The following is a 25,010-nucleotide window of genomic DNA, read 5'->3' as shown; positions in this document are numbered from 1 at the left end:
ATGCGACTCCGTACGACATCCGCGGCCCTGGCCGGTACATCGGCCCTGCTGCTGCTCACCGGCTGCGGCGCCGCCGACATGACCAAACAGGCCTCGCCGTTCGCGAACGCCCAGGGCGCCAAGACGGTGACCCTGTCCGTGCAGTCCTGGGTCGGCGCCCAGGCCAACGTGGGCGTGGCGCAGTACCTGCTCGAACACGAGCTGGGGTACCGCGTCGACACCGTCCAGGTCGACGAGGTGCCCGCCTGGGACGCCCTCAGCCAGGGCCGCGTCGACGCCATCCTGGAGGACTGGGGCCACCCGGACCAGGAGAAGCGCTACGTCACCGACAAGAAGCTCATCGCCCCCGGCGGCGACCTCGGCGTGACCGGGCACATCGGCTGGTACGTCCCGACGTACTTCGCCAAGCAGCACCCCGACGTCACGAACTGGAAGAACCTCAACAAGTACGCCGACCAGCTCCGCACCCCGGAGAGCGGCGGCAAGGGACAGCTCCTCGACGGCTCCCCGTCGTACGTCACCAACGACAAGGCGCTGGTGAACAACCTGAAGCTGAACTACCAGGTCGTGTTCGCCGGTTCGGAAGCCGCGCAGATCACGCAGATGAAGCAGTTCGCGAAGGAGAAGAAGCCCTTCCTCACGTACTGGTACTCCCCGCAGTGGCTGTTCGAGAAGGTCCCGATGACCGAGGTGAAGCTGCCCGCCTACAAGGAGGGCTGTGACGCGGACGCGGCGAAGGTCGCCTGCGCCTATCCGCACACCCCGCTGCAGAAGTACCTCAACGCCGACTTCGCGAAGACCGGCGGGAAGGCCGCCGCCTTCCTGAAGAAGTTCAAGTGGACCACCGAGGACCAGAACGAGGTCTCCCTGATGATCGCCAACGACAAGTTGACGCCGCAGGAGGCCGCGAAGAAGTGGGTCGACCAGCACAGGTCGACGTGGCGGGCCTGGCTGTCCTCGTAGCCGGAGCGCGCGGGATGGGGGCGGGGCCGACCGATACGGCGCCGCCCCCCACCCATCGCGCCGATCCGCCGCCGGCCCCTCGCGGACTACCTCAGCTCCGCCGCGATGTCCCCCAGCGCCCTGGCGGCCCTGCGCTGCAGCCCCGGCCCGAACGTGACCCGGGTGGCGCCGAGTTCACCGAGTTCGGCCGCCGGAACGCCGTCGAGCCGGGCGAACACGTTCAGCGGACCGCGGATGCCGGACCGCAGCAGCGGCAGCACGCCGGCCGGCGCCCCGATCGGGTACACGCAGTCCGCCCCCGCGGACACGTACAGCGCGGCCCGCTCGATGACCCGCTCCGGATCACCGTCGCCGTACTCGAAGACATCGACGCGGGCGTTCACGAACAGCTGGTCCGCCGCCGCGCTCCGCACCTCCGCCAGCCATGCGGCGTGCCGTTCCGCGTCCTTGAGGGCACCGCCCTCGGAGTCCTCCAGATTGCAGCCGACGGCGCCCGCCTCCAGGAGCCGCTCCACCAGCTCCTTCGGCGCGAGCCCGTAGCCGCCCTCCACGTCCGCCGACACCGGCACGTCCACCGCCCGGGCGATCCGGGCGACCGCCGCGAACATCTCGGCGGCCGGTGTCTGCCCGTCCGCGTACCCGAGCGAGGCGGCGACGCCGGCGCTCGGGGTCGCCAGCGCCGGGAAGCCCGCCTCGGCGAACACCCGCGCGCTCGCCGCGTCCCACGGTCCGGGCAGCACCAGCGGATCGTCCGGCACGCGACCGTGATGCAGCGCCCGGAACCGCTCCACCCCGCTCACCACGCGGTGGTCACGGCCGGAACCGCGACGGTCCGCGCTCCGGCGGCGGTCACGTGTGCTGCCCGGCCCGGTAGTGACCGGGCACCATGCGGCAGGTCACACCGAACCGGTTCCAGGAGTTGATGACCGTGATGCAGGCGATCAGCTGGGCCAGCTCGGCCTCGTCGAACTGCTGCGCCGCCCGCTCGTAGACCGCGTCCGGCACGAAACCGTCCGTGAGCACCGTGACGGCCTCGGTCAGCTCGACGGCCGCGAGCTCCCGCTCCGTGTAGAAGTGCCGCGACTCCTCCCACGCGCCGAGCTGCACGATCCGCTCCACGCTCTCACCGGCCGCGAGCGCGTCCTTGGTGTGCATGTCGAGGCAGAAGGCGCAGTGGTTCAGCTGCGAGGCGCGGATCTTCACAAGCTCCAGGAGCACGGGATCCACCCCGCGCCGGGCCGCCGCGTCCAGCCTGACCATCGCCTTGTAGACGTCGGGCGCGAGCTGGGCCCAGTTCAGCCGCGGCGTGTGCTCGGGCGCGTACGGCGCTCCCTCGCCGGCCGTGGTGGTGGTCTCCGTCGTCGTGCCGCTGGTCATGGCGTTCCTCCCGGTGGTCCGCGCGGTCGGGCACCGCGTCGTCGTGTCACCGACACTACGAGGGGAGTAGCCCAGGAGTATGGTCCATTCCCATGGCGAAATCATGGGCCACTCTGGGCGTCGACCTCCATGTGGAACCCACCGGATCCGGTGTCCGCAAGGGGCTGACGGACGCGCTGCGCGAGGCCGTCCGGGGCGGCAGGCTCGCCCCCGGAACCCGCCTCCCGTCCTCCCGCTCGCTCGCCGCCGACCTCGGAATCGCCCGCAACACGGTCGCCGACGCCTACGCCGACCTCGTCGCCGAAGGCTGGCTCACCGCACGCCAGGGATCCGGGACCCGGGTGGCCGAACGGACCGTCGCACCGCGGGGGCCCGAGCCCGCGCAGCGCCGCCGCGAACCGAGCGGCCCCGCCTACGACCTCGTCCCCGGCAGCCCCGACCTCGCCTCCTTCCCGCGCACCGCCTGGCTCAAGGCCGCCCGGCGCGCCCTGACCGACGCCCCCCACGAGGCCCTCGGCTACGGCGACCCGCGCGGCCGCCCCGAACTGCGCGCCGCCCTCGCGGGCTACCTCTCCCGCGCCCGGGGCGTCCGCGCCGACCCGGACCGGATCCTCGTCTGCTCGGGCTTCGCGGACGCGCTGACCCTGCTCGGAACCGTCCTGCGGCAGCGCGGCCTGCGATCGGTCGCCGTCGAGTCGTACGGGCTCGACGCGCACTGGAACCTCCTGCACCGCTCGGGCCTGCGCACGACCCCGCTCCCGTTCGACGAACTCGGCACGGACACACGGGACATGGCCGGTGCGCGCGCCGTCCTGCTCACGCCCGCCCACCAGTTCCCGATGGGTGTGCCCCTGCACCCGGACCGCCGGGCCGCCGTCGTCGACTGGGCCCGCCGCACCGGGGGACTGGTCCTGGAGGACGACTACGACGGCGAGTTCCGCTACGACCGGCAGCCCGTCGGCGCGCTCCAGGGACTGGACCCCGACCACGTGATCCACATGGGCACCGCGAGCAAGTCCCTGGCGCCCGGGCTCCGCCTCGGCTGGCTCGTCCTGCCGCCGTCGCTCGTGAACGAGGTCGTCTCCCTGAGGGCGGGGGGCGGTTGGTCCACCGGCGTGCTGGACCAGCTGACCCTCGCGGAGTTCATCACCTCCGGCGCGTACGACCGTCACGTGCGCGCCGCCCGGCTCAGATACCGGCGCCGCCGCGACGCCCTCGTCGCCGCGCTCGCCGCCCGCGCGCCCGCCGTCCGTGCCACCGGCATCGCGGCCGGCCTGCACGCGGTGCTCCAACTCCCGCCCGGCATCGAGCGGTCGGTCGTCCAGGCCACCGCCTGGCAGGGGCTCGCCGTGCACGGCCTCGCCCGCCACCGGCACCCCGACGCCTCCGTCCCCCCGCTGGACGCCCTGGTCGTCGGCTACGGCACCCCGCCCGACCACGCCTGGTCCGGCGCCCTGGACGCCCTGTGCCGCGCCCTGCCGTGAGGCGATGAGCTCGGCGAGGTGGAGCGGGTGCGGGGCGAGGCGGTGCGCTGGGCGGGGTGGGGCGGTGAGGCGGCGATGCGGGGGTGGCGCGGTGAGGCGGCGGTGCGTTGTGCCGGGCGGTGCCGGGGCCCACGCGCTGTCCTGGGGCCTGCCGTGACGCCGCGCGTTGTGCCGGGTGGTGCCGCGGGGCCCGTACCGTTCGCGGGCGCCCGCCCTCACCCCTGAGGCGACCCGGCGTCCGTGGACTCGTGCTCCGTACCCGTCTCCGTGCCCGGCGCCTCACCGAACCGGGCCAGGGCCAGTGCGCCCGCCACGGCCACCGCGAACCCGAGGACCGCCAGCCAGGTCAGCCCCTCCCGCGTCCGGTCACCGAGCCAGATCACGCCCACCAGCGCGGGCCCGATCGTCTCCCCGATGACGAGTCCCGCGGTGGCCGTCGTCACCGACCCCCGCTGCAGGGCGGTGGTCAGCAGCAGGAAGGCCGCTCCGCCACCGACGAGCAGCGCGTACGTCGCCGGGTTGCTCAGCAGGCTCCCCGGGTCGAGATCCTCGATCAGCCGCACCGCCACCTCGACGACACCGAACCCGAACCCCGCCCCCAGACCCAGCGTGAGCGCCCGTCCCCGGTCGGGCAGCCGGCCGCCGACGAGCCCCAGCAGCAGGACCACCACGGAGATCCCCAGCATCGCGTACTTCAGTCCGAGGGACCCCGTCCGGTCGCCCTCCGCCCCGGACGCCAGGCCCAGCATCGCGAGACCCGCGCACACCACCGCCACCGCGCCCCACTCGACACGGCTCAGCCGCACATGGATCAGCCACGAGGCCACCACCGCGGTCACGGCGAGGCTCGCGGCGAGCGCCGCCCCGACCGCGTAGATGGGAAGGGACCGCAGCGCGGCGATCTGCAGCAGGAACCCGACGCCGTCCAGGGCGAGTCCGGCGAGATAGCGCCACTGCCGCAAGGCCCGCAGCAGCAGCGTCGCCGCACCCGCGGCCCCGCTGTCGGTCCCTCCCACACCGGCGGCGCGGGCGGCCATCGCCTGGAGAACCGTCGCCGTACCGAAACAGACCGAGGCACCAAGGGCGCACACCATTCCAAAGAGCACGAAGCGACTGTAGGGGACAGCGCGGCGCGGGGGGCCGACGCGGGCTCGGCGTGCGCCATCTCTAATCTGGACTCCGACCAATCTGCACAGAACAACGGGGGAACGGAATGGCAGACGTACAGCGCCGGCTGCGATCGGGCACGGTCGTCCTCGGCGGCATGGGACTCCTCGCGGCGGCTCTCACCGCCTGCTCCTCGGACGCCCCCGACAAGCGCTGTGTCGACCGCGACAGCTACCGGCTCGGCAAGGGCTACGAGGTCGTCTCCGACAAGAACTGCACCTCCACCAAGTCCTCGACCCACGGCACCTGGTACTACGGCGGTACGAACAAGAGCGGCCGGATCGACGGCGGCTCCTTCACCAAGCCCAGCAAGGGATCCGGCAGTTCGAGCGGAGGCAGCCACGGAGGCGGCGTCGACCGCGGCGGCTTCGGCGGCGGCAAGGGCGGCTCGGGCGGCTGATCATCGCGGGCTGCACAGTGCACGGCGTTTGAAAAGCACCCGCCCCCGCACCCGTACGCGGATCCGCCCCGCACCCCCAACCTCAGCCCCGCAGCACCAGCTCGCCTCGCGCTCGCGCCGAACACAGACCCCGAACACAGACCCCGAACAGAGACCCGACCCCATGGAACGCCGCACCATCAGCCCCCGCCCCGGCTGGCAGCAGACCGTCGAGGAGCAGGGACTCGTCTACCCGCTCACCCGCCACCCCGACGACTCGCTGCGCCCCTACTGGGACGAGAGCGCCCACTACGTCTTCTCGCTGCCCGAGATCGAGGCGCTGGAGGAGGTCGTCGAGGAACTGCACGGCATGTGCCTCGCGGCCGCCGCGCACATCGTCGAGCGGGGCCGCTTCGCCGACCTCGGCATCGACGACCCGCGGGTCGCGGCGGCCGTCGCCGAGTCCTGGCACCGGCGCGCCGAACTTCCCTCCGTCTACGGGCGGTTCGACCTCCGCTACGACGGCACCGGTCCGGCGAAGCTCCTGGAGTACAACGCCGACACCCCGACCTCACTCGTGGAGGCCGCGAGCCCCCAGTGGTTCTGGATGGAGGACCGCTTCCCCGGTGCCGACCAGTGGAACTCCCTGCACGAACGCCTCGTCGCCGCGTGGAAGAAGCAGGGAGCCCTGTTGCCGCCGGGCAGCCCGCTCCACTTCGCGCACTCCGCCGCCGACGAACTCGGCGAGGACCTGATGACGGTCGCCTACCTGAAGGAGACCGCCGAACAGGCGGGCCTCGCCACTGACTGGATCTCCATGGAGGAGATCGGCTGGGACTCCCTCTCCGGCCGCTTCGTCGACAACCGGCTCCGCTTCATCCGCAGCTGCTTCAAGCTCTATCCCTGGGAATGGCTCACCGCCGACCGGTTCGCCGACCACGTCCTGGACACCCTCGACAACGGCGGCGGCACGGGGAGCACCCTCTGGATCGAGCCCGCCTGGAAGATGCTCCTCTCCAACAAGGCGCTCCTCGCGATCCTCTGGGAGCTGTACCCGGGCCACCCCAACCTCCTCCCCGCCTACCTCGACGGCCCCCGCGAACTGGCCCGCACGAACGGCTACGTCGCCAAGCCCCTCCTCGGCCGCGAGGGCGAGGGCGTGACGATCCACGAGCCCGGCGCCGACCCCGTCGTCCGCGAAGAGGCCTGCTGCTACCAGGAACTGGCGCCGCTGCCCTCCTTCGACGGCAACCGCGTCGTCCTCGGCGCCTGGGTCGTCGAGGACGCGGCGGCGGGCCTCGGCATCCGCGAGTCCTCCGGCCTCATCACCGACGAGTACGCCCGCTTCCTGCCCCACGTGATCCTCTAGAGCCCGTCACCCCGGCCGCCGGGACGGCGAGGCTCGCCCTACGCCCCCAGTACGTCCCGCAGCTGCCCCAGCCCCCAGTCCAGGTCCTCCTTGCCGATGACCAGCGGCGGGGCGATCCGGACGGTGACGCCATGGGTGTCCTTGACCAGCACACCCCGGTCCATCAGCTTCTCGGAGATCTCCCGCCCCGAGCCGAACTCCGGGGCGATGTCGACGCCCGCCCACAGCCCCCGCCCGCGCACCGCGGTCACATGCCCCGAGTCGGTGAGCCGCGCCAGCTCGCGGTGCAGATGCGCGCCGAGCTCGGCGGCCCGCTGCTGGTACTCGCCCGTCCGCAGCATCGCGATCACCTCCAGCGCCACCGCGCAGGCCAGCGGATTCCCGCCGAACGTCGACCCGTGCTCCCCGGGCCGGAACACGCCCAGCACCTCCGCGCTCGACACGACGGCCGACACCGGCACCACCCCGCCGCCGAGCGCCTTCCCGAGGACGTACATGTCCGGCACCACATCCTCGTGCTCGCACGCGAACGTCCGTCCCGTGCGCCCGAGTCCCGACTGGATCTCGTCCGCGACGAACAGCACACCCCGCTCCCGCGTCAGCTCCCGCACCGCCGGCAGATAGCCCGGCGGCGGCACCAGCACCCCGGCCTCCCCCTGGATCGGTTCGAGCAGGACCGCCACCGTGTTCTCCGACACCGCCGCCCGCATCGCCGTCAGATCGCCGTACGGCACGATCTCGAACCCCGGCGTGTACGGCCCGAAGTCCGCCCGCGCCTCCTGGTCCGTCGAGAAGCTGATGACCGTCGTCGTCCGCCCGTGGAAGTTGTTGCCCGCGACGACGATCTTCGCCCGCCCCTCGGGCACACCCTTGACCCGGTACCCCCACTTCCGGGCCGTCTTCACCGCGGTCTCCACGGCCTCCGCGCCCGTGTTCATCGGCAGCACCATCTCCATGCCGCACAGCGACGCCAGCTCCCGGCAGAAGTCCGCGAACCGGTCGTGGTGGAACGCCCGCGACGTCAGCGTCACCCGGTCCAGCTGCGCCTTCGCCGCCTCGACCAGCCGCCGGTTGCCGTGGCCGAAGTTGAGCGCGGAGTAGCCGGCCAGCAGGTCGAGGAAGCGACGCCCCTCGACATCCGTCATCCACGCTCCGTCCGCCGTCGTCACGACGACGGGCAACGGGTGGTAGTTGTGCGCGCTGTGCGCGTCGGCCGAGGCGATGAACGCCTCCGTCGTCTCCAGGGCATCCATGGCGCTCACCGGAACTCCGTTCTCCGACCCGCGAAGGGTGGGCTTGTGGCCTCCTTCCTATCGTCGCTCGCATGGTGGACGGGGGAACCCGGTGATCCGGCGCGCCCGGTAGGCTGACCGGCGGGGCCGTGACTGGCGCGCTGGGATGGGACCGACCATCGGGGAGCGGCACCCACGCTGTGACTTCTCCGGGACCCGTCCCGGCCCTCCGGCCGCTGCATCCGGCCGCACGAGGGGACCGGACCGTGTCCGGGCGGAAGCCCCGGCAACCGAGTGCCGTGCGCCTGGGCCGACCCGTGAACGCTGAACGCCACGTCCGGAGGCCGTCATGCCAGAGCCCCTTTCCACCGAGTCCACCGCCTTCCGCAGCGCCCTCGACGTGATCAGGGCCGTCGAGCCCCGCGTCGCCGACGCCATCGGCCAGGAAGTCGCCGACCAGCGCGACATGCTGAAGCTCATCGCGTCCGAGAACTACGCCTCCCCGGCCACCCTGCTCGCCATGGGCAACTGGTTCAGCGACAAGTACGCCGAGGGCACCGTCGGCCGCCGCTTCTACGCCGGCTGCCGCAACGTCGACACTGTCGAGGCCCTCGCCGCCGAGCACGCCCGCGAACTCTTCGGCGCCGAGCACGCCTACGCCCAGCCGCACTCCGGCATCGACGCCAACCTCGTCGCCTTCTGGGCCGTCCTCGCCGCCCGCGTCGAGGCCCCCGCCCTTGCCAAGGCAGGCGTCCGCAACGTCAACGACCTCACCGAGGCCGACTGGGCCGAACTGCGCCAGGCCTTCGGCAACCAGCGCATGCTCGGCATGTCCCTCGACGCCGGCGGCCACCTCACCCACGGCTTCCGCCCGAACATCTCCGGCAAGATGTTCGACCAGCGCTCCTACGGCACCGACCCCGCGACCGGCCTCATCGACTACGAGGCCCTGCGCACCTCCGCCCGCGAGTTCAAGCCGCTGATCATCGTCGCCGGTTACTCCGCCTACCCCCGCCTGGTGAACTTCCGCATCATGCGGGAGATCGCCGACGAGGTCGGCGCCACCCTCATGGTCGACATGGCCCACTTCGCCGGCCTCGTCGCCGGCAAGGTCCTCACCGGCGACTTCGACCCGGTGCCGCACGCCCAGATCGTCACCACGACCACGCACAAGTCGCTCCGCGGCCCGCGCGGCGGCATGGTCCTGTGCGACGAGACCCTCGCCGAGCAGGTCGACCGCGGCTGTCCGATGGTGCTCGGCGGCCCCCTCCCGCACGTCATGGCCGCCAAGGCCGTCGCACTCGCGGAGGCCCGCCGCCCCGAGTTCCGCGACTACGCGCAGGCCGTCGTCGACAACGCCCGTGCCCTCGCCGAGGGCCTGATGCGCCGCGGCGCCACGCTGGTCACCGGCGGTACCGACAACCACCTCAACCTCATCGACGTGGCCTCCTCCTACGGCCTCACCGGCCGTCAGGCCGAGTCGGCCCTGCTCGACTCGGGCATCGTCACCAACCGGAACTCCATTCCCGCCGACCCGAACGGCGCCTGGTACACCTCCGGTATCCGCATCGGCACGCCCGCGCTGACCACCCGTGGTCTCGGTGCGGCCGAGATGGACGAGATCGCCGGTCTGATCGACCGCGTCCTCACCGCCGCCGAGGCCGGCACCACCGCCAAGGGCGCTCCGTCCAAGGCCCAGCACGTCCTCGACGCGAAGATCTCCGACGAGATCGCCCACCGCGCCACCGACCTGCTGGCGCCGTTCCCGCTCTACCCGGAGATCGACCTCGGCTGACAGCCGCCCACCGGCCGGCTCCTACAGGTCGACCAGCTCCTGTCGTGGCTCCCGCGGCGATCCGGCGTTCTCGCGCCGGGTCGCCGCGCGGCGTCTGCACCAGGGGATCCCGGCGCCCATCAGTAGCCCCGCGGCGACTCCGGCCAGCGCCCACTCCGCCCGCTCCCGCGCCGCCCGTCCCGTGGACACCGGCGCCGCCCGCTGCGGACCGAACAGCTTTCCGTCCCGCGCCAGCTGCCCGAACAGTGAGCGCGGCGCCCGATGCCAGCGGATGTCGTCGTCGACCACGTCGGGTGAGACGTCCGTGCGCACCCACGGTGTGCCGTCCCGCGCGAGGAACACCTGGTCCTGCCGCTCGACGGCGACGTCCCCGCCGGGCGCACGAGCTGTCTGGGGCCAGCCCCCGACACCGGTCAGCCCCCAGACGACCGTGGCCCGCACCGCCGGATAGTCGCCGTGGGCCCACGCGTCGGGCACCTGCTCCGTCCCCGTGAACCGGGGCGCCAGCAGCCGCCACAGCCGCCCGAAGTCCCGGTCCCCGGAGTGCAGCGTCACCGTCCGCCCGGTGTCGCCGGCGATCACCAGAGCCAGGTCCGGGCTGTCACCTTTACCGAGGCCCTCGGAACCGGCCGCTGTACCGAGGCCCTCGGAACCGGCCGCTGTACCGAGGCCCTCGGAACCGACCGCGGCCCGGGACGGCGCGGCGCCGACCGTCAGCGACGCCGACAGGGCCACCGCCACCGACACGAGGAACCGCCCCCACACCCTCGCCCTGCCCCTTCGATCCCACCGACCCCTGCACGTCATCCGTCCCCCCATGTCGCCAGCCCCTCGTTCCCTCGGCCTCTCGTTCCTCGGCTTCTCGTTCCTTGGCCGCTCGTCCTCTCGGCATCGCACCCGCCGTCTCGCTCGGCGCGCCCACCCTCAGCCGGTGGGGCCCGCACGAGACGTCTCACTCCTGGTACACCGCTCGACCCCTCGGGGTTCCCTCTCGGGGCCCGCCGACCTCGGAGCGGTCTCGCGGCCGGCGGGTGGGCTATTTCAGCGAGCGCGCGATCTCCAGCGCCCGCGCCTTGGACGGCACCCCCTCCAGCCGGAGCGTCACCTCGCCGTGGTGCGTCCACAGCAGCGTCGGCCCGGCGGTCCGCTCGGCGTGGTCGAAGCCCTCGCCGTCCGCGTCGAGGAGCCGGAAGCTCAGAACGTGCGGGCGCGCGAACCACAGCGCGGGACTGCCGAGCGTCTCCCCGTCGCCCAGGCTCAGCCACTGCGGCGGCTCCCGCACCGTCTTGGTGAAACCGATGTCCAGCCGGGCCGGAAACGCGTCGATCCGGACCGTGTGCCCGTGCTCGCGCCAGCACAGGTTCATCAGCAGGCGCCCCTTCGGCTCCGGTGTCACCGTGATCGTGTCCGGCGTCCCGAGCGCGCCGGGCACGGGTGGGGTGAACCCGGCTCGCCGCGCCGCCTGAGCCGACGTCAGGGAGGGGCCGGGGCAGCCCGGCACCCGGGCACCGGCCGAGGGCGCGACCGACGGGTCGTACCGCACCTCGATGCCGCCGAAGTCGAACCAGTCGACGACCGCGGCGCGCACCGGAGGGGTGAGGACGAGCACCGTCAGCACACCGCACAGACCCGCCGTCAGAACGCGCCAACGCTCCCGCGCCCAGCGACGCACCAACCGCAGCCGCGCGCCGGATCGCGACGGCCGGCCGGTCACCGCGGACGGGGTCGCGTCGTACCGCCGCGTCGAGGCCGGGGACGCCTCCATCGCGAGCAGCTCCGACAGCACCCGCTCGGCCATCGACTCACCGCGATCGGCGCCGCCGGTCCCCGGCCCGTCCAGCGTCCTTCCGAGCGCCAGCAGCTCGTCCCGCAGCCGGGCGGCGTCGGCGTGCTCCCGCCTCCCGCGGCCGAGGCCCGGTCCCGCACCGGCGGCATCCTCGCCCTCGTCCGCGTCCGCGTCCTTGTACGGCTCACGCATGGTCGGCACCCCCTTGTCGGGGCTCTCGGGGCTCTCGGGGCTGCCCCGGCTGGCGGGGCAGTAGCGGCTCGCGGGGTTCGAGGGCGGGCAGGAGCCGGCCCAGTTTGCGCAGGGCGCGGTTGAGCCGGGACTTCACCGTGCCCCGGGGCCAGCCGAGCGCCTGGGCCGTCTCCGGCTCGTCCATCTCCAGGAGATAGCGGTAGGTGACGACGAGGCGGTGCTCCTCGCTCAGCTGGTCCAGGCCGGCCAGCAGCGCCGCCCGGCGCTCCGTCTCCAGGGCCGCGAGGGCCGGGTCCGTCGATTCCGGTATCAGCGGTTCCGCCTCGGTCAGCGCGGCCTCCCGGCCGGCCAGGGTGCGCTGGCGCACCGCCGTGCGCACGGTGTTCCTCGCTTCGTTGGCCACGATCGACAGCAGCCACGGCTTGAACGCCGAGCCCTCCCGAAAGCGCTCCAGCGAGCAGTACGCCTTGATGAAGGCCTGCTGCACCACGTCCTCCGCGTCCGCCCCCGCGCCGAGTGCTCTGGCCGCCCTGATCGCGATACTCGTGTGGGCACGGACCAGCTCCGCGTACGCCTCCGGCTCTCCGGCGCGTACGCGGGCGATGACCTCGGCCTCGTCGACGACGATGCGGCCCCCCTCCCGCGTCCTCACACTCTTGGTACACCGCTCGGGGCCCATCGGTTCCCCCTCGTGTCCCTGCTGTTTCCGGCCAGTTCCGGAGCGGGTCCCGGTACCTGAGAGAATGGTGAGCATGGCCTCTGACAGTCCTCGCGTGCTCTCCGGAATCCAGCCCACGGCAGGCTCGTTCCACCTCGGCAACTACCTCGGCGCGGTCCGCCAGTGGGTGGCCCTGCAGGAGTCCCACGACGCGTTCTACATGGTCGTCGACCTGCACGCGATCACGATTCCGCAGGACCCCGCGGACCTGCGGGCCAACACCCGGCTCGCCGCGGCCCAGCTCCTCGCCGCGGGCCTCGACCCGGAGCGCTGCACGCTCTTCGTGCAGAGCCACGTGCCCGAGCACGCGCAGCTCGCGTGGATCATGAACTGCCTGACCGGCTTCGGTGAGGCCTCCCGCATGACGCAGTTCAAGGACAAGTCCGCCAAGCAGGGCGCCGACCGGGCCAGCGTCGGCCTGTTCACGTACCCGATCCTCCAGGTCGCGGACATCCTGCTCTACCAGGCCAACGAGGTGCCGGTCGGTGAGGACCAGCGACAGCACATCGAGCTGACCCGTGACCTCGCCGAGCGCTTCAACGGCCGCTTCGGCGCGACGTTCACGGTCCCGAAGCCGTACATCCTCAAGGAGACGGCGAAGATCTTCGATCTCCAGGACCCGGCGATCAAGATGAGCAAGTCGGCGTCCACGCCCAAGGGCCTCATCAACCTGCTCGACGACCCGAAGGCGACGGCCAAGAAGGTCAAGAGCGCGGTCACCGACACGGACACGGTCATCAGGTATGACCCGGCGGAGAAACCGGGTATCAGCAACCTGCTGACCATCTACTCGACCCTCACCGGGACCGGTATCGCCGAACTGGAGCAGAAGTACACGGGCAAGGGCTACGGTGCGCTGAAAACGGACCTCGCCGAGGTCATGGTCGACTTCGTGACGCCGTTCCGTGAGCGCACCCAGCAGTACCTGGACGACCCGGAGACCCTCGACTCGATCCTCGCCAAGGGCGCGGAGAAGGCCCGTGCCGTCGCCGCGGAGACGCTCTCCCAGGCGTACGACAAGGTCGGCTTCCTGCCCGCCAAGCACTGACGGACGGGGCCGCCGCGTCGCCGGGGCCCCGGCCCGTACGGCGGCCCCTACCACAGCGCCTTCGGCAGTCAGTACGAGACGAGCGCGACACTCGTACGGCCGCCAATAGAGGGCCTCACCGCCGTACAGTCGATAGCCGGACAGGCCGTACCACGGCCCCTGTCCGCCCCGCACCACCACCGACCGGACCATGGAACGACGACAGGAGACGACGTGGGGACCGTAACGATCGGCGTGTCGATCGCGGTCCCGGAGCCTCACGGCAGCCTGCTCCAGGAGCGGCGCGCGGGCTTCGGCGACCCCGCGGCTTCCGGCATCCCCACGCACGTCACCCTGCTGCCGCCGACCGAGGTGGAGGAGTCCGCCCTGCCCGCGATCGAGGCGCACCTCCTCGACGTCGCCGCGGCCGGGCGCCCGTTCCCCATGCGGCTGTCCGGCACGGGCACCTTCCGCCCCCTGTCACCGGTCGTCTACGTCCGGGTGGCCGAGGGCACGGAGGCCTGCACCTGGCTCCAGAAGCAGGTCCGGGACGCCTCCGGCCCCTGCGCCCGGGAGCTCCAGTTCCCGTACCACCCGCACGTCACCGTGGCCCACGGCATCGACGACGAGGCGATGGACCGCGCCTTCGAGGCACTCTCCGGCTACGAGGCCCAGTGGCCCTGCACCGGGTTCGCGCTCTACGAGCAGGGCCCGGACGCGGTGTGGCGCAAGCTCCGCGAGTACGTCTTCGGCGGCGCCGTGGTCCCCCCGCAGGCCTGCCCCTCGGAGCGCGGCACCAACACGACCCTGCCCGCGCTCTGACGTCGGTCCTCTGCGCCGGTCCTCACTGAGGCCGGTCCTCACGCGCGCGTGCCCCCGGGCTCAGGGCTCCAGGGGCACGGCGTGTCGGCACTGCCTCAGAGCGGCAGGCGACGGAACAACCCGCGCGGCGCGTGTCGCAGGGCGGACATGACCACCCGCAGCGCCCCCGGTACCCACACCGTCTCCGACCGGCGCCGGAGCCCCAGCTCGATCGCGGCGGCCACCGCCTCCGGCGTGGTCGCCAGCGGCGCTTCCGGCAGGCCGGCCGTCATCCGGGTGCGGACGAACCCGGGACGGACGATCATCACGTGCACGCCCGTGCCGTGGAGGGCGTCGCCGAGCCCCTGCGCGAACGCGTCCAGACCGGCCTTGCTGGAGCCGTAGATGAAGTTCGAGCGGCGGGCGCGCTCACCCGCGACCGAGGACAGCACCACCAGGGAGCCGTGCCCCTGCGTCTGGAGGGCCCGCGCGCACACCAGGCCCGACGAGACGGCCCCCGTGTAGTTGGTCATCGCGACCCGCGCCGCCGCGACGGGCTCACGCTCGTCCAGCGCCTGATCGCCGAGGACCCCGACGGCCATCAGGACCATGTCGATGTCGCCCTCGGCGAAGACCTTGCCGAGCGCCTCCTCGTGGGACTCGGGGTCCAAGGCGTCGAAGGCGACCGTACGGGCGTCCGCGCCGAGCGCGCGCAGCTGTTCGGCGGCCTCCTCCAGGGCGGGCGTCGGCCGTCCGGCCAGCCACACCGTGCGGGTGCGCCGGACGATCATCCGGCGCGCGGTGGCCAGCGCGATCTCGGACGTGCCGCCGAGGATCAGCAGGGACTGGGGGATACCGAAGGCGTCCTTCATGACAGCTCCTTGAGACGGGGACGAAACGACGAGGGCGGGACAGGCGCCGGGGGGCGGGGTGGCCGGGAACGCGCTCTACAGGTCCAGGCGGCGGGACAGGTCCGAGGTGAAGACGCCCCGGGGGTCCAGTTCTCGGCGCAGCGAGCGGAACGCGTCCAGCCGGGGGTACATCGCGGCCAGCAGTTCGGGCCGGAGCCGCGCGTCCTTGGCGAGGTAGACCCGCCCGCCGGCTCCCGCCACCTGCTCGTCGAGTTCGTCGAGGAAGGCGCCGAGGCCCGGCAGGTTCGCCGGGATGTCGAGAGCGAGGGTCCAGCCGGACATCGGGAAGGACAGCCAGCCCGGATCGCCCTCCCCGAAGCGCTTCAGGACGGCGAGGAACGACGGGCAGCGGTGCTCGGAGATCCGCCCCACGATGCGCCGCAGGGCCTCCTCCTGGCCGTGTCCGACGACGAACTGGTACTGCACGAACCCGCCGCGGCCGTAGACGCGGTTCCAGTGCGGTACCCCGTCGAGGGGGTGGAAGAAGGTCGGGATGCGCTGGAGTTCGCCGGTACGCGCGCGGGGCGCCTTGCGGTACCAGAGCTCGTTGAAGAGGCCCACCGTCGTCCGGCCGAGGAGGCCCTCCGGTACGAAGGCGGGTGGCGCCGGCAGTCGTGAGGGGCGGAACGCCAGCGGGTGCCGGCGCGCCCGCGGGGGCAACGCGTTCAGCGGGGCGTGGTCGCCGCGGGTCAGGACCGAGCGGCCCATGTTCGCCCCGCGCGCGAGGAGGTCGATCCAGGCGACCGAGTAGCGGTAGAGATGGTCGGTGGCGGTCAGCCGGGCCATGAGGTCGTCCAGGTCGACCGCACGCTCGGTGTCGACGGACATCAGCGCGGTCTCCACCGGCTGGAGGCGGACCGTCGCCGTGAGGATCACGCCGGTCAGGCCCATGCCGCCCGCCGTGGCGTCGAAGAGGGGCTCGCCCTGTGCGACCGTCCGGATCTCCCCGTCCGCGGTCAGCAGCTCGAAGGAGAGCACGTGCCGGGCGAACGAGCCGGATCCGTGGTGGTTCTTGCCGTGGATGTCCGCGCCGATCGCCCCGCCCACCGTCACGTAGCGGGTCCCGGGGGTGACCGGGACGAACCACCCGAGGGGGAGCAGCACCTCCATCAGCCGGTGCAGGGACACCCCGGCGTCGCACAGGACCGTGCCGCCGCTCACGTCGATGGCGTGGATCCGGTCGAGGCCCGTCATGTCGAGCACGGCCCCGCCCGCGTTCTGCGCGGCGTCGCCGTACGCCCGTCCGAGCCCCCGGGCGATCCCGCCCCGGGTGCCGCACTCCCGGACGGCGGACGCCGCCTCCTCGTAGCTGCGCGGGCGGACCAGTCGGGCGGCGGTCGGGGCGGTGCGGCCCCAACCCGTGACGGAGACGGTGTCGGCAGGCATGCCCGTGACCGTAGCGCCGCCAAGGGTGCACACCGGGGCAATCTCCCCAGCCCCTCACGGCTCCTCACCGAAATGGGTGATTAATGGGATGTCGTCCTAGATTGCCGTAATTCTGCGGCTCCTCACTAGAAGAGTGAGATCACATGGACGAACTTGACGACCGTGACGACTTGGATCGGCGGCTTGACGGCCATGGCCACCGTGGTGGCGAGAGAGACCGACCACGCCACGACCATGACGAGCCCGACCGCATGGACCGACAGCGTGACACCGACGATCGCCGGCCTGACGACCTTGATCGCATGGACGACCTTGACGGCATTGACGGCATTGAGCGCATCGGTCGTCATCACGAAGACGTTGACCGCTCGCGTGACGACATGGACTGCGACGACGACAGCATGGACCGCGCCGCAGTCGGCATGGACCGCGGCAGCCCAGCCGGCAGGGACCGGCGCGGCGGCCGTGCGGACCGGAGCCTCGACGGCATGGACCGGCGGCTGCTGTCCATGGTCCACGCCTACGGCGACCACCCACGTATCGCGGCCACCGCCCGTGCTCTGTCCCGGAGCGGTGAACACGGCGCGCTCTGGCTCGCCGCCGGACTCGCCGGGGCGGCCGTCGACCGGGAGCGCCGAGGCGCCTGGCTGCGCGCGACCGTCCTCACCGCCACCGCGCACCTCGCGAGCATGGGGGTGAAGCGGATCGTGCGCCGCCCCCGCCCCACCCATGTGAGACCGCTGGTGCGCACGGCGGGACGGCACTCCTTCCCCAGCTCGCACGCCACTTCGGCGGCGGCCGCCGCGGTCTCGTTCGGCGCACTCGGCGCACTCGGCGCGCCGGTCGCCGTGCCGCTGGCCGCCGCGATGTGCCTCTCGCGTCTCGTGGTCGGTGTCCACTACCCGACCGACGTCGCCGCGGGCGCCGCCCTGGGAGCCGCGACGGCCGGACTGGGCGCCCGGTGGATCGGGGTGCGCCATGGCTGAGCGCACGGCGCTCCTGGAGCGCGCCCCCGCCCTCGCGCCGCCCCCGAGAAGCCTGACCGGACTCGTCCGGGGCCTCGTCAGGACCGCGCGCCCCCGGCAGTGGGTGAAGAACGTGCTCGTCGTGGCCGCCCCGGCCGCCGCGGGCCAGCTGTTCTCCCGCCACGCGCTCGGCCAACTCGCCATCGTCTTCGCCCTGTTCACGGCCTCCGCCGCCGCCGTGTACCTGATCAACGACGCCCGGGACGCCGCCGCCGACCGCGCCCACCCCGTGAAGCGCCACCGTCCGGTCGCCGCGGGCCAGGTCCCCGTGCCGGTCGCCTACGCCGCCGGCGGCATCCTCGCGGCCCTCGCGCCCGCCCTCGCCGCCTGGCTCTGCTCACCGGCCGTCTGCGCGCTGCTGACCGCGTACATCGGGATGCAGCTGGCGTACTGCGTCAGCCTCAAGCACGTGCTCGTCGTGGACCTCGTCGTCGTCACGACCGGGTTCCTGATGCGGGCGATGGTCGGCGGCCTGGCCCTCGGCATCCCGCTGTCGCGCTGGTTCCTGATCACCACGGGCTTCGGGGCGCTGTTCATGGTGTCGGCGAAGCGTTACTCCGAGGCCGTGCAGATGGCGGGCAAAGCGGGCGCCACGCGCGCGTTGCTCACCGAGTACACGACCGGCTACCTGCGCTTCGTGTGGCAGCTGGCCGCCGGAGTGTCCGTCCTCGGCTACTGCCTGTGGGCCCTGGAGGAGGGAAGCGTGCCCAGCACCGGCGTGCTGCCCTGGCGCCAGTTGTCCATGGTCGCCTTCATCTTCGCCGTCCTGCGCTACGCCGTCTTCGCCGACCGGGGCACGGCGGGTGAGCCGGAGGACGTCGTCCTGCACGACCGGGCGCTCGCCGTCATCGGCCTCGTCTGGCTCGCGATGTACGGGCTCGCCGTGGCGAACTGGTGAGCGTCACCGAGCACCCCGCCGGCCCGGGGCCTGTCCCCGGTCCCGCCGCGTCCGGGGCAGTCCTCACGGAACCGGTCGTCCGAGGAGTCGCCCATTTCGGGCCCGGGCCCCGCGCGCGGTTCCTCCGCGAGGTCGCCGGGTTCGCCGCCGCGGGCCTCCTCGCGTACGCCGCCGACCTCGGCCTCTTCCTCTGGCTGCGCGGTCCCGCGGGCCTGGATCCGCTGACCGCCAAGGCGCTCTCCTTCCTGGCGGGCTGTTCAGTCGCGTACGCCGGGAACGCGCTCGGCACCTACCGGCACGCGGCTCGGGGGCCCCGCCAGTACGCGGTCTTCTTCGCCGTGAACATCGCGGGCGCGCTGGTGCAGCTGCTGTGCATCGCCGTCAGTCACTACGGGCTCGGGTTCACCTCACAGCGCGCCGACACCGTCTCCGGTGCGGGAATCGGCATGGCGATCGCCACTGTCCTGCGTTTTTGGGGTACCCGCACATTGGTTTTCCGAGGCGAGGGCAGAGTCGGATCATGGACTGGCTGAAAAAACTTCCCGGCGTGGGACCTCTGGTCGTACGCCTGATGACCACGCACGCGTGGCGCTCGTACGAGCGGCTGGACCGGGTGAAGTGGACGCGGCTCGCCGCGGCGATGACCTTCATCAGCTTCGTGGCGCTCTTCCCGCTGCTGACCGTCGCCGCCGCGATCGGTGCCGCGACGCTGAGCACCCAGCAGCAGAAGGACCTTCAGGACAAGCTCGCCGAGCAGGTGCCGGGCATCTCCGACCAGCTCGACATCAACAGCCTCGTCCAGAACGCCGGCGCCATCGGGCTCATCGCGGGTGCCTTGCTGCTGGTCACCGGTATCGGCTGGGTCGGTTCGATGCGGGAGTGCCTGCGCGCGGTCTGGGAGCTGCCGGACACCGAGGAGAACCCCTTGCTTCGCAAGGGCAAGGACGGCGGTGTGCTCGTCGGCCTGGGCGGCGCCGTGCTCCTGACGGTCGTCGTCTCCACGCTCGCGTCCACGGCGGTGGGCTGGTCGTCGCGGCAGATCGGTATCGACGAGAACGGCTGGGGGAGCGTGCTGCTCCAGGTCATCGCCTTCGCGGTGGCCGTCCTCGCCGACTTCCTCGTCCTGCTGTACGTGCTCACCCTGCTGCCCGGCGTCCAGCCGCCCCGCCGCCGGCTGATCGTCGCCTCGCTGATCGGCGCGATCGGCTTCGAACTGCTCAAGCTGCTGCTCAGCGGCTATATGCGGGGTGTGGCCTCGAAGAGCATGTACGGCGCCTTCGGGGTGCCGATCGCGCTGCTCCTGTGGATCAACTTCACCTCGAAACTGCTCCTGTTCTGTGCCGCCTGGACGGCGACGGGGAGCAAGGAGGAGGAGCTGGGGCAGCCCGGGGAGGCCGACACGCCGACGACGTCCGAAGAGGACGCGGAGGTCGCCGCGGCCGACGCCGACGCCGCGAGGGGAGCGGGCGCCGCGGACGCGCCGGCCGGTCAGGGCGACCCGGGGGCCGGTCCCCGCGCGCCGTCCGGCTCGGAGGGCCGCCGCACGGCCTGATCCCCGGGGACGTTTTCCTGAAGCCGCTGTCTGTACGGAGAAGTCCCGGCACCTCACAGGTGCCGGGACTTCTCCGTACAGCGCGGTCGGCGGCGCCGGCGGTCAGCTCTTGGAGCGGCCGGGCCAGCGGCGGTTCACGAGGTAGACGCCCGCGGCGAGCAGGACGAGGACGCCGCCCGTGATGGCGAGCGCGATGCCGACCCCGCTCGAACCGCCCTTCGCGGAGGCGGAGGAGGCCGTCACGGGCTTCTTCGAGGCGTCGGGGGTGGCGCTGCCCGAGGCCGTCGCGCCCGGCTGCGCGGAGGTGTCGACGCCCTTGGGCGGCACGAGTTCACCCACCGGCTGGGCCTTGCCCGAGGCCTGGAAGCCCCAGTCCAGGAGCCGCGCCGCCTCCTTGTAGACCTCGTTGTGCTCGCTCTTCTCCGGGTTCATGACCGTGACGAGCAGCACCTTGCCGTCCCGCTCGGCGACCCCGGTGAAGGTGGCGCCCGCGTTGGTCGTGTTGCCGTTCTTCACGCCGGCGATGCCCTGGTACGTGGTGACATCGCTGTCCCCCGTCAGCAGCCGGTTGGTGTTCTGGATCTCGAAGGACTCGCGGGTCGTCCGGCCCTTCGCGTTCTTCGCCGTCCCGCCGGGGAACTTCGCGCGCACCGTCGAGCAGTACTCCCGGAAGTCCTTCTTCTGCAGACCCGAACGGGCGAACAGCGTCAGGTCGTACGCCGACGACACCTGGCGGCTCGCGTCGTAGCCGTCCGGGCTCACCACGTTCGTGTCGAGCGCCTGGAGGTCGTCGGCGTGCTCCTGCATGTCGCGGACCGTCTGGTCGACGCCGCCGTTCATCGCGGACAGGACGTGCACGGCGTCGTTGCCGGACCGCAGGAAGACACCCAGCCACAGGTCGTGGACCGAATAGGTCTCGTTCTCCTTTATCCCCACCATGCTGGAGCCCGCACCGATGCCCGCCAGGTCGGAGGAGACCACCTTGTGCGCGGTGCTCCTCGGGAACTTGGGCAGCAGCGTGTCGGCGAACAGCATCTTCAGCGTGCTCGCCGGGGGCAGCCGCCAGTGCGCGTTGTGCGAGGCGAGGACGTCACCGGACTCCGCGTCGGCGACGATCCAGGAGCGGGCGGTGACGTCCTTGGGCAGCACCGGCACACCGCTGCCGAGGTTCACCTGGCTGCCGGGGAGGCCTAGCTGCGCGCCGCCGACGGTCGACATGTTCGCCGGGGGAGTGGCGGACGGCGAGGTCGACGGGGACGCCTTGGGGCTCGTGTCGGCGTCCGCGAAAGCGGGCGCGGTGAGGGACAAGGTCAACAAGGTGGCTGAAGTGACCAACAGGGATCGCTTGATGGTCTTTTTCGACTCGGGCACGGTCGAGAAATTACAGGGCCGAGGGCGGGAAGTCCTCCCGCCGCCCGGGGAGGTGTGCGCGCCCTCCACACCCCGGCGCCGGGTCGCGGTCGGCGACGGCGATACTGAACCCATGAAGCTCAGCCGCCCCATCTCCTGGTTCCTGCTCGCCTTCGGGGTGTGGAGTTGGGTCATTTGGGTCACTTTCATCAAGAACCTGTACAAGGACGGCAGCGGGCTCGCGTTCGACGACGCGGGTGATCCGACGGCCTACTTCTGGGTGCATCTCACGCTGGCCGTCGTCTCCTTTGTCTTGGGGACGGTCGTCGGGGTCATCGGGTTGCGCGGCGTACGCGCCGCGCGCCGGACGTCGTAACGGAGCCGGGCGCCATGGTCATCGTGTTCGTGCTGGTGGGTGTGGCCGCACTGGCCGTGCTCGGTGGGTTCCACTGGTATGCCTGGCGCCGCCTGGTGCGGGACACCACGGCAGGCCCCGGAACGGCCCGCCGCGTGGGCGCCGCCCTCTTCGTCGCCGGACCGCTGCTGATGCTCGCCGCCGTGGTGAGCGAGCGCGCCGGCGCCCCCTTCTGGCTGCAGCGGACCCTGGGATGGCCCGGGTTCCTGTGGATGGCCCTCGCGCTCTACCTGCTGCTCGCGCTGCTGGCCGGCGAACTCGTACGGCCTCTCCTCCGACGGGCCCTCGACCACCGCGCCGCGACACGACGGACCGCGGGAACGGAAGCCGTCGCCGATTCCGGCACCGATTCCGGCACCGATTCCGGCACCGATTCCGGCACCGATTCCGGCACCGATTCCGGCACCGATTCCGGCACCGAAGCCGGCACCGAAGCCGTCGCCCACGGAACGACGGTCGGCGTGCATCGCACCCCGGGCGTGTCGGCCTCGACGGAACCGGCCCCGAAGGAACCGTCCGCGGCGAAGCACACCGAGCCCGCCGCTCCGGGACAGCCGGGAGAGCCGCGAGGCTCCGGAGAGCCGCTGGGCACGGCCGCCCCCGTGGGCGGGCCGCTCGCGGCTCCGTCGCGCCGCCTCTTCGTCTCCCGCGTCGTGGGCGGTGCCGTCGCCGCCGCCGCGGTGGGAACCGTCGGATACGGCACGTACGGCGTGCTGCGCGGTCCCGCGGTGAAGCGGGTCACTGTGCCGCTCGCCAAGCTGCCGCGGTCCGCCCACGGGTACCGGATCGCCGTCGTGAGCGACATCCACCTCGGACCGGTGCTCGGGCGCGGCTTCGCGCAGAAGGTCGTCGACACCATCAACTCCACGCAGCCGGACCTGATCGCCGTCGTCGGTGACCTGGTCGACGGCAGCGTCAAGAACCTCGGCCCCGCGGCCGCCCCGCTCGCCGGACTGCGGGCCCGGCACGGCGCCTACTTCGTCACCGGGAACCACGAGTACTTCTCCGGGGCCGCGCAGTGGGTCCGGGAGGTACGCGAGCTGGGCATCCACCCGCTGGAGAACGCCCGTACCGAACTGGCCGGATTCGACCTCGCCGGCGTCAACGACGTCCAGGGCGAGAGCGAGGGACACGGTCCCGACTTCGACCGGGCGCTCGGCGACCGGGACACCGCGCGGGCCTGTGTCCTGCTCGCCCACCAGCCGGTGCAGATCCACGACGCGGTACGGCACGGCGTCGACCTCCAGTTGTCCGGACACACCCACGGCGGACAGTTGTGGCCCGGGAACCTCGTCGCGGCCGCGGCCAACCCGACCGTCGCGGGGCTGGAGCGCTACGGCGACACCCAGCTCTACGTCTCCCGGGGCGCGGGCGCCTGGGGGCCGCCGACCAGGGTGGGCGCGCCCTCGGACATCACGGTCGTGGAGCTGGCCTCGCGAGAAGCCTGAGAGCCCGCTGTGAGGCGGCCGGCGAGGCTGTCCGCATCGTTGTCGAACACTCTCCCGAAACCGCCTCCTCTCCTGAAACTCCTGTGATTAGGTGATCCGCGTCACCAGGGGAGTGGCCTGCGGTGGGCCTTGGGGAGGGCACCGATGCGATCGGTTCGCGTAAGAGTTCTGGCCGTACTACTCGTCCTGGCGGGCGTGGGTGTGGCGGGCTGGCAGTTACTGCCGAAGAAGGAGAACACCGACCGCACCATCACGGTCGGCACGACGGACGCCGTCACCTCGCTCGACCCGGCCGGCGCCTACGACGCCGGGTCCTGGGCGCTGTTCAGCAATCTGTTCCAGTCGCTGCTGACGTTCGAGCCCGGCGGCGCCGAACCCGTACCGGACGCCGCGAAGAGCTGCGCGTTCTCGGACTCCGGCCTGCGGACCTATCGCTGCACGCTCCGCGACGACGTGGCGTTCCCGAGCGGACGCAGGATGACCGGCGAGGACGTGAAGTTCTCCTTCGAGCGGGTCAAGCGCATCAACTCCGAGGTGGGGCCCGCCTCCCTGCTGTCGACGCTCGGCACGGTGGACGCGAGCGGGCAGACCGTCACCTTCCACCTGTCGTCGCCGGACGCGACCTTCCCGTTCAAGGTGGCGACCGGCGCGGGCTCGATCGTCGACCACACCCGCTACCCGAAGCGCGCCCTGCGCACCGGCACCGACGCGGACGGCACAGGACCGTACACGCTGAAGAAGTACGCGAAGGACCAGCGGGCCGTCCTCGCGCCCAACTCCCGTTACGAAGGCGCCGTCAAGGACCTCGGCAGGCCCGTCGTCCTGAGCTACTACCCCGACTCGCAGGCCCTGCAGGCCGCCTGGAAGGCGAAGAAGTTCGACGTCGCCGCACGCCAGCTGCCGCCCGCCATGCTCGCCCGTCTCTCGCCGAGCGACCCGAAGCAGCGGGTCACGGAGGCGGCGAGCGCCGAGACCCGCAACCTCGTCCTGAACGTCCGCGCGTCCTCGCCGCTGCACGACGCGCGGGTCCGGCAGGCGGTCGCCTCGCTGATCGACCGCGAGCAGCTCGTCGACCGGACGTACAGGGGGACCACCGAGGCGCTGTACGGGCTGATCCCCGCGGGGATCACCGGCCACTCGACGTCCTTCTTCGACGCCTACCCGAAGCCGGACGCCAAGAAGGCGCGCGCCCTGCTGACCGAGGCCGGGGTCACCCTGCCCGTGCGCTTCACCTACGGATTCGCCGAGGGCCGGGGCGCGGCGGGCGAGGAGGCCACCGAACTCAAGCGGCAGCTGGAGGCCGGCGGACTGTTCAAGGTGACGACCAAGGGCTACGAGTGGACGGACTTCCAGAAGCGGTACGCCGAGGGCGCCCTGGACGCCTGGGCGGTCGGCTGGGTCGCGGACTACCCCGACCCCGACACCTTCGGCGCGCCCCTCGTCGGCACCGGCAACTCCATGAAGAACGGCTACAGCAGCAAGGACGTCGACCGGCTGATCCGGGAGACGCAGCAGGACAAGGACCGCAGCAGGACGACCGACTCGTTCCAGCGCATCCAGGAGTCCGTCGCGCAGGACGTTCCGCTGATCCCGCTGTGGCAGCGCAAGGACTACGTCCTCAGCAGCGAGGACGTCGGCGGTGGCCAGTACCTGTCCGACGGAACCGGCGTCTTCCGGCTCTGGAGGCTGGTCTGGATCTGACGGACCCGTCGGCCCCCGTGGCGCCGTCGGCGGC

25 protein-coding genes are annotated in these 25,010 nt (G+C 72.2%); 14 read left to right on the top strand and 11 right to left on the bottom strand.

Annotated elements, in window-relative coordinates; all coding sequences use genetic code 11:
* Entirely contained in the window at nucleotides 1-963 is a 963-nt protein-coding gene (locus tag OG406_RS16505) for an ABC transporter substrate-binding protein (RefSeq protein ID WP_329186396.1), read from the top strand.
* 86 nt (nucleotides 964-1,049) lie between these two features.
* Here the strand turns inward: OG406_RS16505 and OG406_RS16500 are convergent, their stop codons facing one another.
* A complete protein-coding gene (locus tag OG406_RS16500) occupies nucleotides 1,050-1,763 on the bottom strand; it encodes an isocitrate lyase/PEP mutase family protein (RefSeq protein WP_164369357.1) in 714 nt (237 codons plus the stop codon).
* Nucleotides 1,764-1,812: 49 nt separating this feature from the next.
* Entirely contained in the window at nucleotides 1,813-2,340 is a 528-nt protein-coding gene (locus tag OG406_RS16495) for a carboxymuconolactone decarboxylase family protein (RefSeq protein WP_164369358.1), read from the bottom strand.
* Nucleotides 2,341-2,432: 92 nt separating this feature from the next.
* Between OG406_RS16495 and pdxR the strand changes: the two genes are divergently transcribed.
* Complete coding sequence (gene pdxR, locus OG406_RS16490) at nucleotides 2,433-3,824, top strand: MocR-like pyridoxine biosynthesis transcription factor PdxR (RefSeq protein WP_329186394.1); 1,392 nt, start codon at nucleotides 2,433-2,435, stop codon at nucleotides 3,822-3,824.
* A gap of 215 nt (nucleotides 3,825-4,039) precedes the next feature.
* On the opposite strand, the gene OG406_RS16485 is transcribed toward pdxR, so the two are convergent.
* Nucleotides 4,040-4,918: a hypothetical protein gene (locus OG406_RS16485; protein ID WP_329190837.1), complete on the bottom strand. Its 879-nt coding sequence runs from the start codon at nucleotides 4,916-4,918 to the stop codon at nucleotides 4,040-4,042.
* Nucleotides 4,919-5,037: 119 nt separating this feature from the next.
* Between OG406_RS16485 and OG406_RS16480 the strand changes: the two genes are divergently transcribed.
* Together OG406_RS16480 and OG406_RS16475 are read left to right on the top strand one after the other, a co-directional pair.
* Nucleotides 5,038-5,391: a hypothetical protein gene (locus tag OG406_RS16480; RefSeq protein ID WP_164369360.1), complete on the top strand. Its 354-nt coding sequence runs from the start codon at nucleotides 5,038-5,040 to the stop codon at nucleotides 5,389-5,391.
* A gap of 163 nt (nucleotides 5,392-5,554) precedes the next feature.
* Complete coding sequence (locus OG406_RS16475) at nucleotides 5,555-6,739, top strand: glutathionylspermidine synthase family protein (protein WP_329186393.1); 1,185 nt, start codon at nucleotides 5,555-5,557, stop codon at nucleotides 6,737-6,739.
* A 38-nt stretch (nucleotides 6,740-6,777) separates the two neighbouring features.
* Here the strand turns inward: OG406_RS16475 and rocD are convergent, their stop codons facing one another.
* On the bottom strand, nucleotides 6,778-7,992 hold the full coding sequence (gene rocD, locus OG406_RS16470) for an ornithine--oxo-acid transaminase (RefSeq protein WP_267049990.1): 1,215 nt from the start codon (nucleotides 7,990-7,992) through the stop codon (nucleotides 6,778-6,780).
* Nucleotides 7,993-8,320: 328 nt separating this feature from the next.
* Here rocD and OG406_RS16465 point away from each other — a divergent pair, with 328 nt between their 5' ends.
* Entirely contained in the window at nucleotides 8,321-9,766 is a 1,446-nt protein-coding gene (locus tag OG406_RS16465) for a glycine hydroxymethyltransferase (RefSeq protein ID WP_164369362.1), read from the top strand.
* A gap of 21 nt (nucleotides 9,767-9,787) precedes the next feature.
* Here OG406_RS16465 and OG406_RS16460 read toward each other — a convergent pair whose 3' ends face one another.
* The 3 genes from OG406_RS16460 to OG406_RS16450 form a co-directional block, all read right to left on the bottom strand.
* Nucleotides 9,788-10,531: a hypothetical protein gene (locus OG406_RS16460; RefSeq protein ID WP_329186392.1), complete on the bottom strand. Its 744-nt coding sequence runs from the start codon at nucleotides 10,529-10,531 to the stop codon at nucleotides 9,788-9,790.
* A 271-nt stretch (nucleotides 10,532-10,802) separates the two neighbouring features.
* Nucleotides 10,803-11,744 carry a hypothetical protein gene (locus tag OG406_RS16455; RefSeq protein ID WP_329186389.1) on the bottom strand — a complete coding sequence of 314 codons (942 nt, stop codon included), beginning with the start codon at nucleotides 11,742-11,744 and terminating at the stop codon, nucleotides 10,803-10,805.
* On the bottom strand, nucleotides 11,737-12,396 hold the full coding sequence (locus OG406_RS16450) for an RNA polymerase sigma factor (protein ID WP_329186388.1): 660 nt from the start codon (nucleotides 12,394-12,396) through the stop codon (nucleotides 11,737-11,739). The genes OG406_RS16455 and OG406_RS16450 overlap by 8 nt, the downstream gene beginning before the upstream one ends.
* Before the next feature lie 100 nt (nucleotides 12,397-12,496).
* Between OG406_RS16450 and trpS the strand changes: the two genes are divergently transcribed.
* A complete protein-coding gene (gene trpS, locus OG406_RS16445) occupies nucleotides 12,497-13,510 on the top strand; it encodes a tryptophan--tRNA ligase (RefSeq protein ID WP_164369365.1) in 1,014 nt (337 codons plus the stop codon).
* A 213-nt stretch (nucleotides 13,511-13,723) separates the two neighbouring features.
* Nucleotides 13,724-14,311 carry a 2'-5' RNA ligase family protein gene (locus OG406_RS16440; RefSeq protein ID WP_164369366.1) on the top strand — a complete coding sequence of 196 codons (588 nt, stop codon included), beginning with the start codon at nucleotides 13,724-13,726 and terminating at the stop codon, nucleotides 14,309-14,311.
* 95 nt (nucleotides 14,312-14,406) lie between these two features.
* Here the strand turns inward: OG406_RS16440 and OG406_RS16435 are convergent, their stop codons facing one another.
* The 3 genes from OG406_RS16435 to OG406_RS16425 form a co-directional block, all read right to left on the bottom strand.
* Nucleotides 14,407-15,162 carry a decaprenylphospho-beta-D-erythro-pentofuranosid-2-ulose 2-reductase gene (locus OG406_RS16435; protein WP_164369367.1) on the bottom strand — a complete coding sequence of 252 codons (756 nt, stop codon included), beginning with the start codon at nucleotides 15,160-15,162 and terminating at the stop codon, nucleotides 14,407-14,409.
* 75 nt (nucleotides 15,163-15,237) lie between these two features.
* Nucleotides 15,238-16,587, bottom strand: coding sequence for an FAD-binding oxidoreductase (locus tag OG406_RS16430; RefSeq protein WP_329186385.1), 1,350 nt, complete (start codon nucleotides 16,585-16,587; stop codon nucleotides 15,238-15,240).
* 125 nt (nucleotides 16,588-16,712) lie between these two features.
* Nucleotides 16,713-16,937 (bottom strand): hypothetical protein, encoded by a 225-nt coding sequence (locus OG406_RS16425; protein WP_329186384.1) that lies wholly within the window; start codon nucleotides 16,935-16,937, stop codon nucleotides 16,713-16,715.
* A gap of 138 nt (nucleotides 16,938-17,075) precedes the next feature.
* Here OG406_RS16425 and OG406_RS16420 point away from each other — a divergent pair, with 138 nt between their 5' ends.
* From OG406_RS16420 to OG406_RS16405, 4 genes are read left to right on the top strand one after another with little or no spacing between them, the layout of a single operon-like run.
* The gene (locus tag OG406_RS16420) at nucleotides 17,076-17,573 is read left to right on the top strand and encodes a phosphatase PAP2 family protein (RefSeq protein ID WP_329190835.1); all 498 of its coding nucleotides are present in this window, start codon (nucleotides 17,076-17,078) and stop codon (nucleotides 17,571-17,573) included.
* The gene (locus OG406_RS16415; protein WP_267048357.1) at nucleotides 17,566-18,510 is read left to right on the top strand and encodes a decaprenyl-phosphate phosphoribosyltransferase; all 945 of its coding nucleotides are present in this window, start codon (nucleotides 17,566-17,568) and stop codon (nucleotides 18,508-18,510) included. Before OG406_RS16420 ends, OG406_RS16415 begins: the two co-directional genes overlap by 8 nt.
* Nucleotides 18,507-19,043: a GtrA family protein gene (locus tag OG406_RS16410; protein WP_267048358.1), complete on the top strand. Its 537-nt coding sequence runs from the start codon at nucleotides 18,507-18,509 to the stop codon at nucleotides 19,041-19,043. The genes OG406_RS16415 and OG406_RS16410 overlap by 4 nt, the downstream gene beginning before the upstream one ends.
* Complete coding sequence (locus OG406_RS16405; protein ID WP_329186382.1) at nucleotides 19,031-20,062, top strand: YihY/virulence factor BrkB family protein; 1,032 nt, start codon at nucleotides 19,031-19,033, stop codon at nucleotides 20,060-20,062. The genes OG406_RS16410 and OG406_RS16405 overlap by 13 nt, the downstream gene beginning before the upstream one ends.
* Nucleotides 20,063-20,164: 102 nt before the next feature.
* Here OG406_RS16405 and OG406_RS16400 read toward each other — a convergent pair whose 3' ends face one another.
* Entirely contained in the window at nucleotides 20,165-21,433 is a 1,269-nt protein-coding gene (locus tag OG406_RS16400; protein WP_327409085.1) for a D-alanyl-D-alanine carboxypeptidase family protein, read from the bottom strand.
* Between the two features lie 112 nt (nucleotides 21,434-21,545).
* Between OG406_RS16400 and OG406_RS16395 the strand changes: the two genes are divergently transcribed.
* The 3 genes from OG406_RS16395 (at nucleotide 21,546) to OG406_RS16385 (ending at nucleotide 24,976) form a co-directional block, all read left to right on the top strand.
* Nucleotides 21,546-21,788, top strand: a complete 243-nt coding sequence (locus OG406_RS16395; RefSeq protein WP_081219002.1) for an SCO4848 family membrane protein — start codon at nucleotides 21,546-21,548, stop codon at nucleotides 21,786-21,788.
* 14 nt (nucleotides 21,789-21,802) lie between these two features.
* Nucleotides 21,803-23,275 (top strand): metallophosphoesterase, encoded by a 1,473-nt coding sequence (locus tag OG406_RS16390; protein ID WP_329186380.1) that lies wholly within the window; start codon nucleotides 21,803-21,805, stop codon nucleotides 23,273-23,275.
* A 144-nt stretch (nucleotides 23,276-23,419) separates the two neighbouring features.
* Nucleotides 23,420-24,976, top strand: a complete 1,557-nt coding sequence (locus OG406_RS16385) for an ABC transporter substrate-binding protein (protein ID WP_329186379.1) — start codon at nucleotides 23,420-23,422, stop codon at nucleotides 24,974-24,976.
* The last annotated feature ends 34 nt before the right edge of the window (nucleotides 24,977-25,010 follow it).

This window comes from Streptomyces sp. NBC_01428 (assembly GCF_036231965.1).
Classification (GTDB): Bacteria; Actinomycetota; Actinomycetes; order Streptomycetales; family Streptomycetaceae; genus Streptomyces.
This window is presented reverse-complemented; position numbering and strand designations above follow the sequence as displayed.

Bases quoted from the DNA above. Each gene is read 5' to 3' on its own strand.
- OG406_RS16505 (WP_329186396.1), top strand. From the start codon at position 1: ATGCGACTCCGTACGACATCCGCGGCCCTGGCCGGTACATCGGCCCTG.
- OG406_RS16495 (WP_164369358.1), bottom strand. From the start codon at position 2,340: ATGACCAGCGGCACGACGACGGAGACCACCACCACGGCCGGCGAGGGA.
- pdxR (WP_329186394.1), top strand. From the start codon at position 2,433: ATGGCGAAATCATGGGCCACTCTGGGCGTCGACCTCCATGTGGAACCC.
- OG406_RS16485 (WP_329190837.1), bottom strand. From the start codon at position 4,918: ATGGTGTGCGCCCTTGGTGCCTCGGTCTGTTTCGGTACGGCGACGGTT.
- OG406_RS16480 (WP_164369360.1), top strand. From the start codon at position 5,038: ATGGCAGACGTACAGCGCCGGCTGCGATCGGGCACGGTCGTCCTCGGC.
- OG406_RS16475 (WP_329186393.1), top strand. From the start codon at position 5,555: ATGGAACGCCGCACCATCAGCCCCCGCCCCGGCTGGCAGCAGACCGTC.
- rocD (WP_267049990.1), bottom strand. From the start codon at position 7,992: ATGGATGCCCTGGAGACGACGGAGGCGTTCATCGCCTCGGCCGACGCG.
- OG406_RS16465 (WP_164369362.1), top strand. From the start codon at position 8,321: ATGCCAGAGCCCCTTTCCACCGAGTCCACCGCCTTCCGCAGCGCCCTC.
- OG406_RS16455 (WP_329186389.1), bottom strand. From the start codon at position 11,744: ATGCGTGAGCCGTACAAGGACGCGGACGCGGACGAGGGCGAGGATGCC.
- trpS (WP_164369365.1), top strand. From the start codon at position 12,497: ATGGCCTCTGACAGTCCTCGCGTGCTCTCCGGAATCCAGCCCACGGCA.
- OG406_RS16435 (WP_164369367.1), bottom strand. From the start codon at position 15,162: ATGAAGGACGCCTTCGGTATCCCCCAGTCCCTGCTGATCCTCGGCGGC.
- OG406_RS16430 (WP_329186385.1), bottom strand. From the start codon at position 16,587: ATGCCTGCCGACACCGTCTCCGTCACGGGTTGGGGCCGCACCGCCCCG.
- OG406_RS16425 (WP_329186384.1), bottom strand. From the start codon at position 16,937: ATGACGACCGATGCGCTCAATGCCGTCAATGCCGTCAAGGTCGTCCAT.
- OG406_RS16420 (WP_329190835.1), top strand. From the start codon at position 17,076: ATGGACCGGCGGCTGCTGTCCATGGTCCACGCCTACGGCGACCACCCA.
- OG406_RS16415 (WP_267048357.1), top strand. From the start codon at position 17,566: ATGGCTGAGCGCACGGCGCTCCTGGAGCGCGCCCCCGCCCTCGCGCCG.
- OG406_RS16405 (WP_329186382.1), top strand. From the start codon at position 19,031: ATGGACTGGCTGAAAAAACTTCCCGGCGTGGGACCTCTGGTCGTACGC.
- OG406_RS16395 (WP_081219002.1), top strand. From the start codon at position 21,546: ATGAAGCTCAGCCGCCCCATCTCCTGGTTCCTGCTCGCCTTCGGGGTG.
- OG406_RS16390 (WP_329186380.1), top strand. From the start codon at position 21,803: ATGGTCATCGTGTTCGTGCTGGTGGGTGTGGCCGCACTGGCCGTGCTC.
- OG406_RS16385 (WP_329186379.1), top strand. From the start codon at position 23,420: ATGCGATCGGTTCGCGTAAGAGTTCTGGCCGTACTACTCGTCCTGGCG.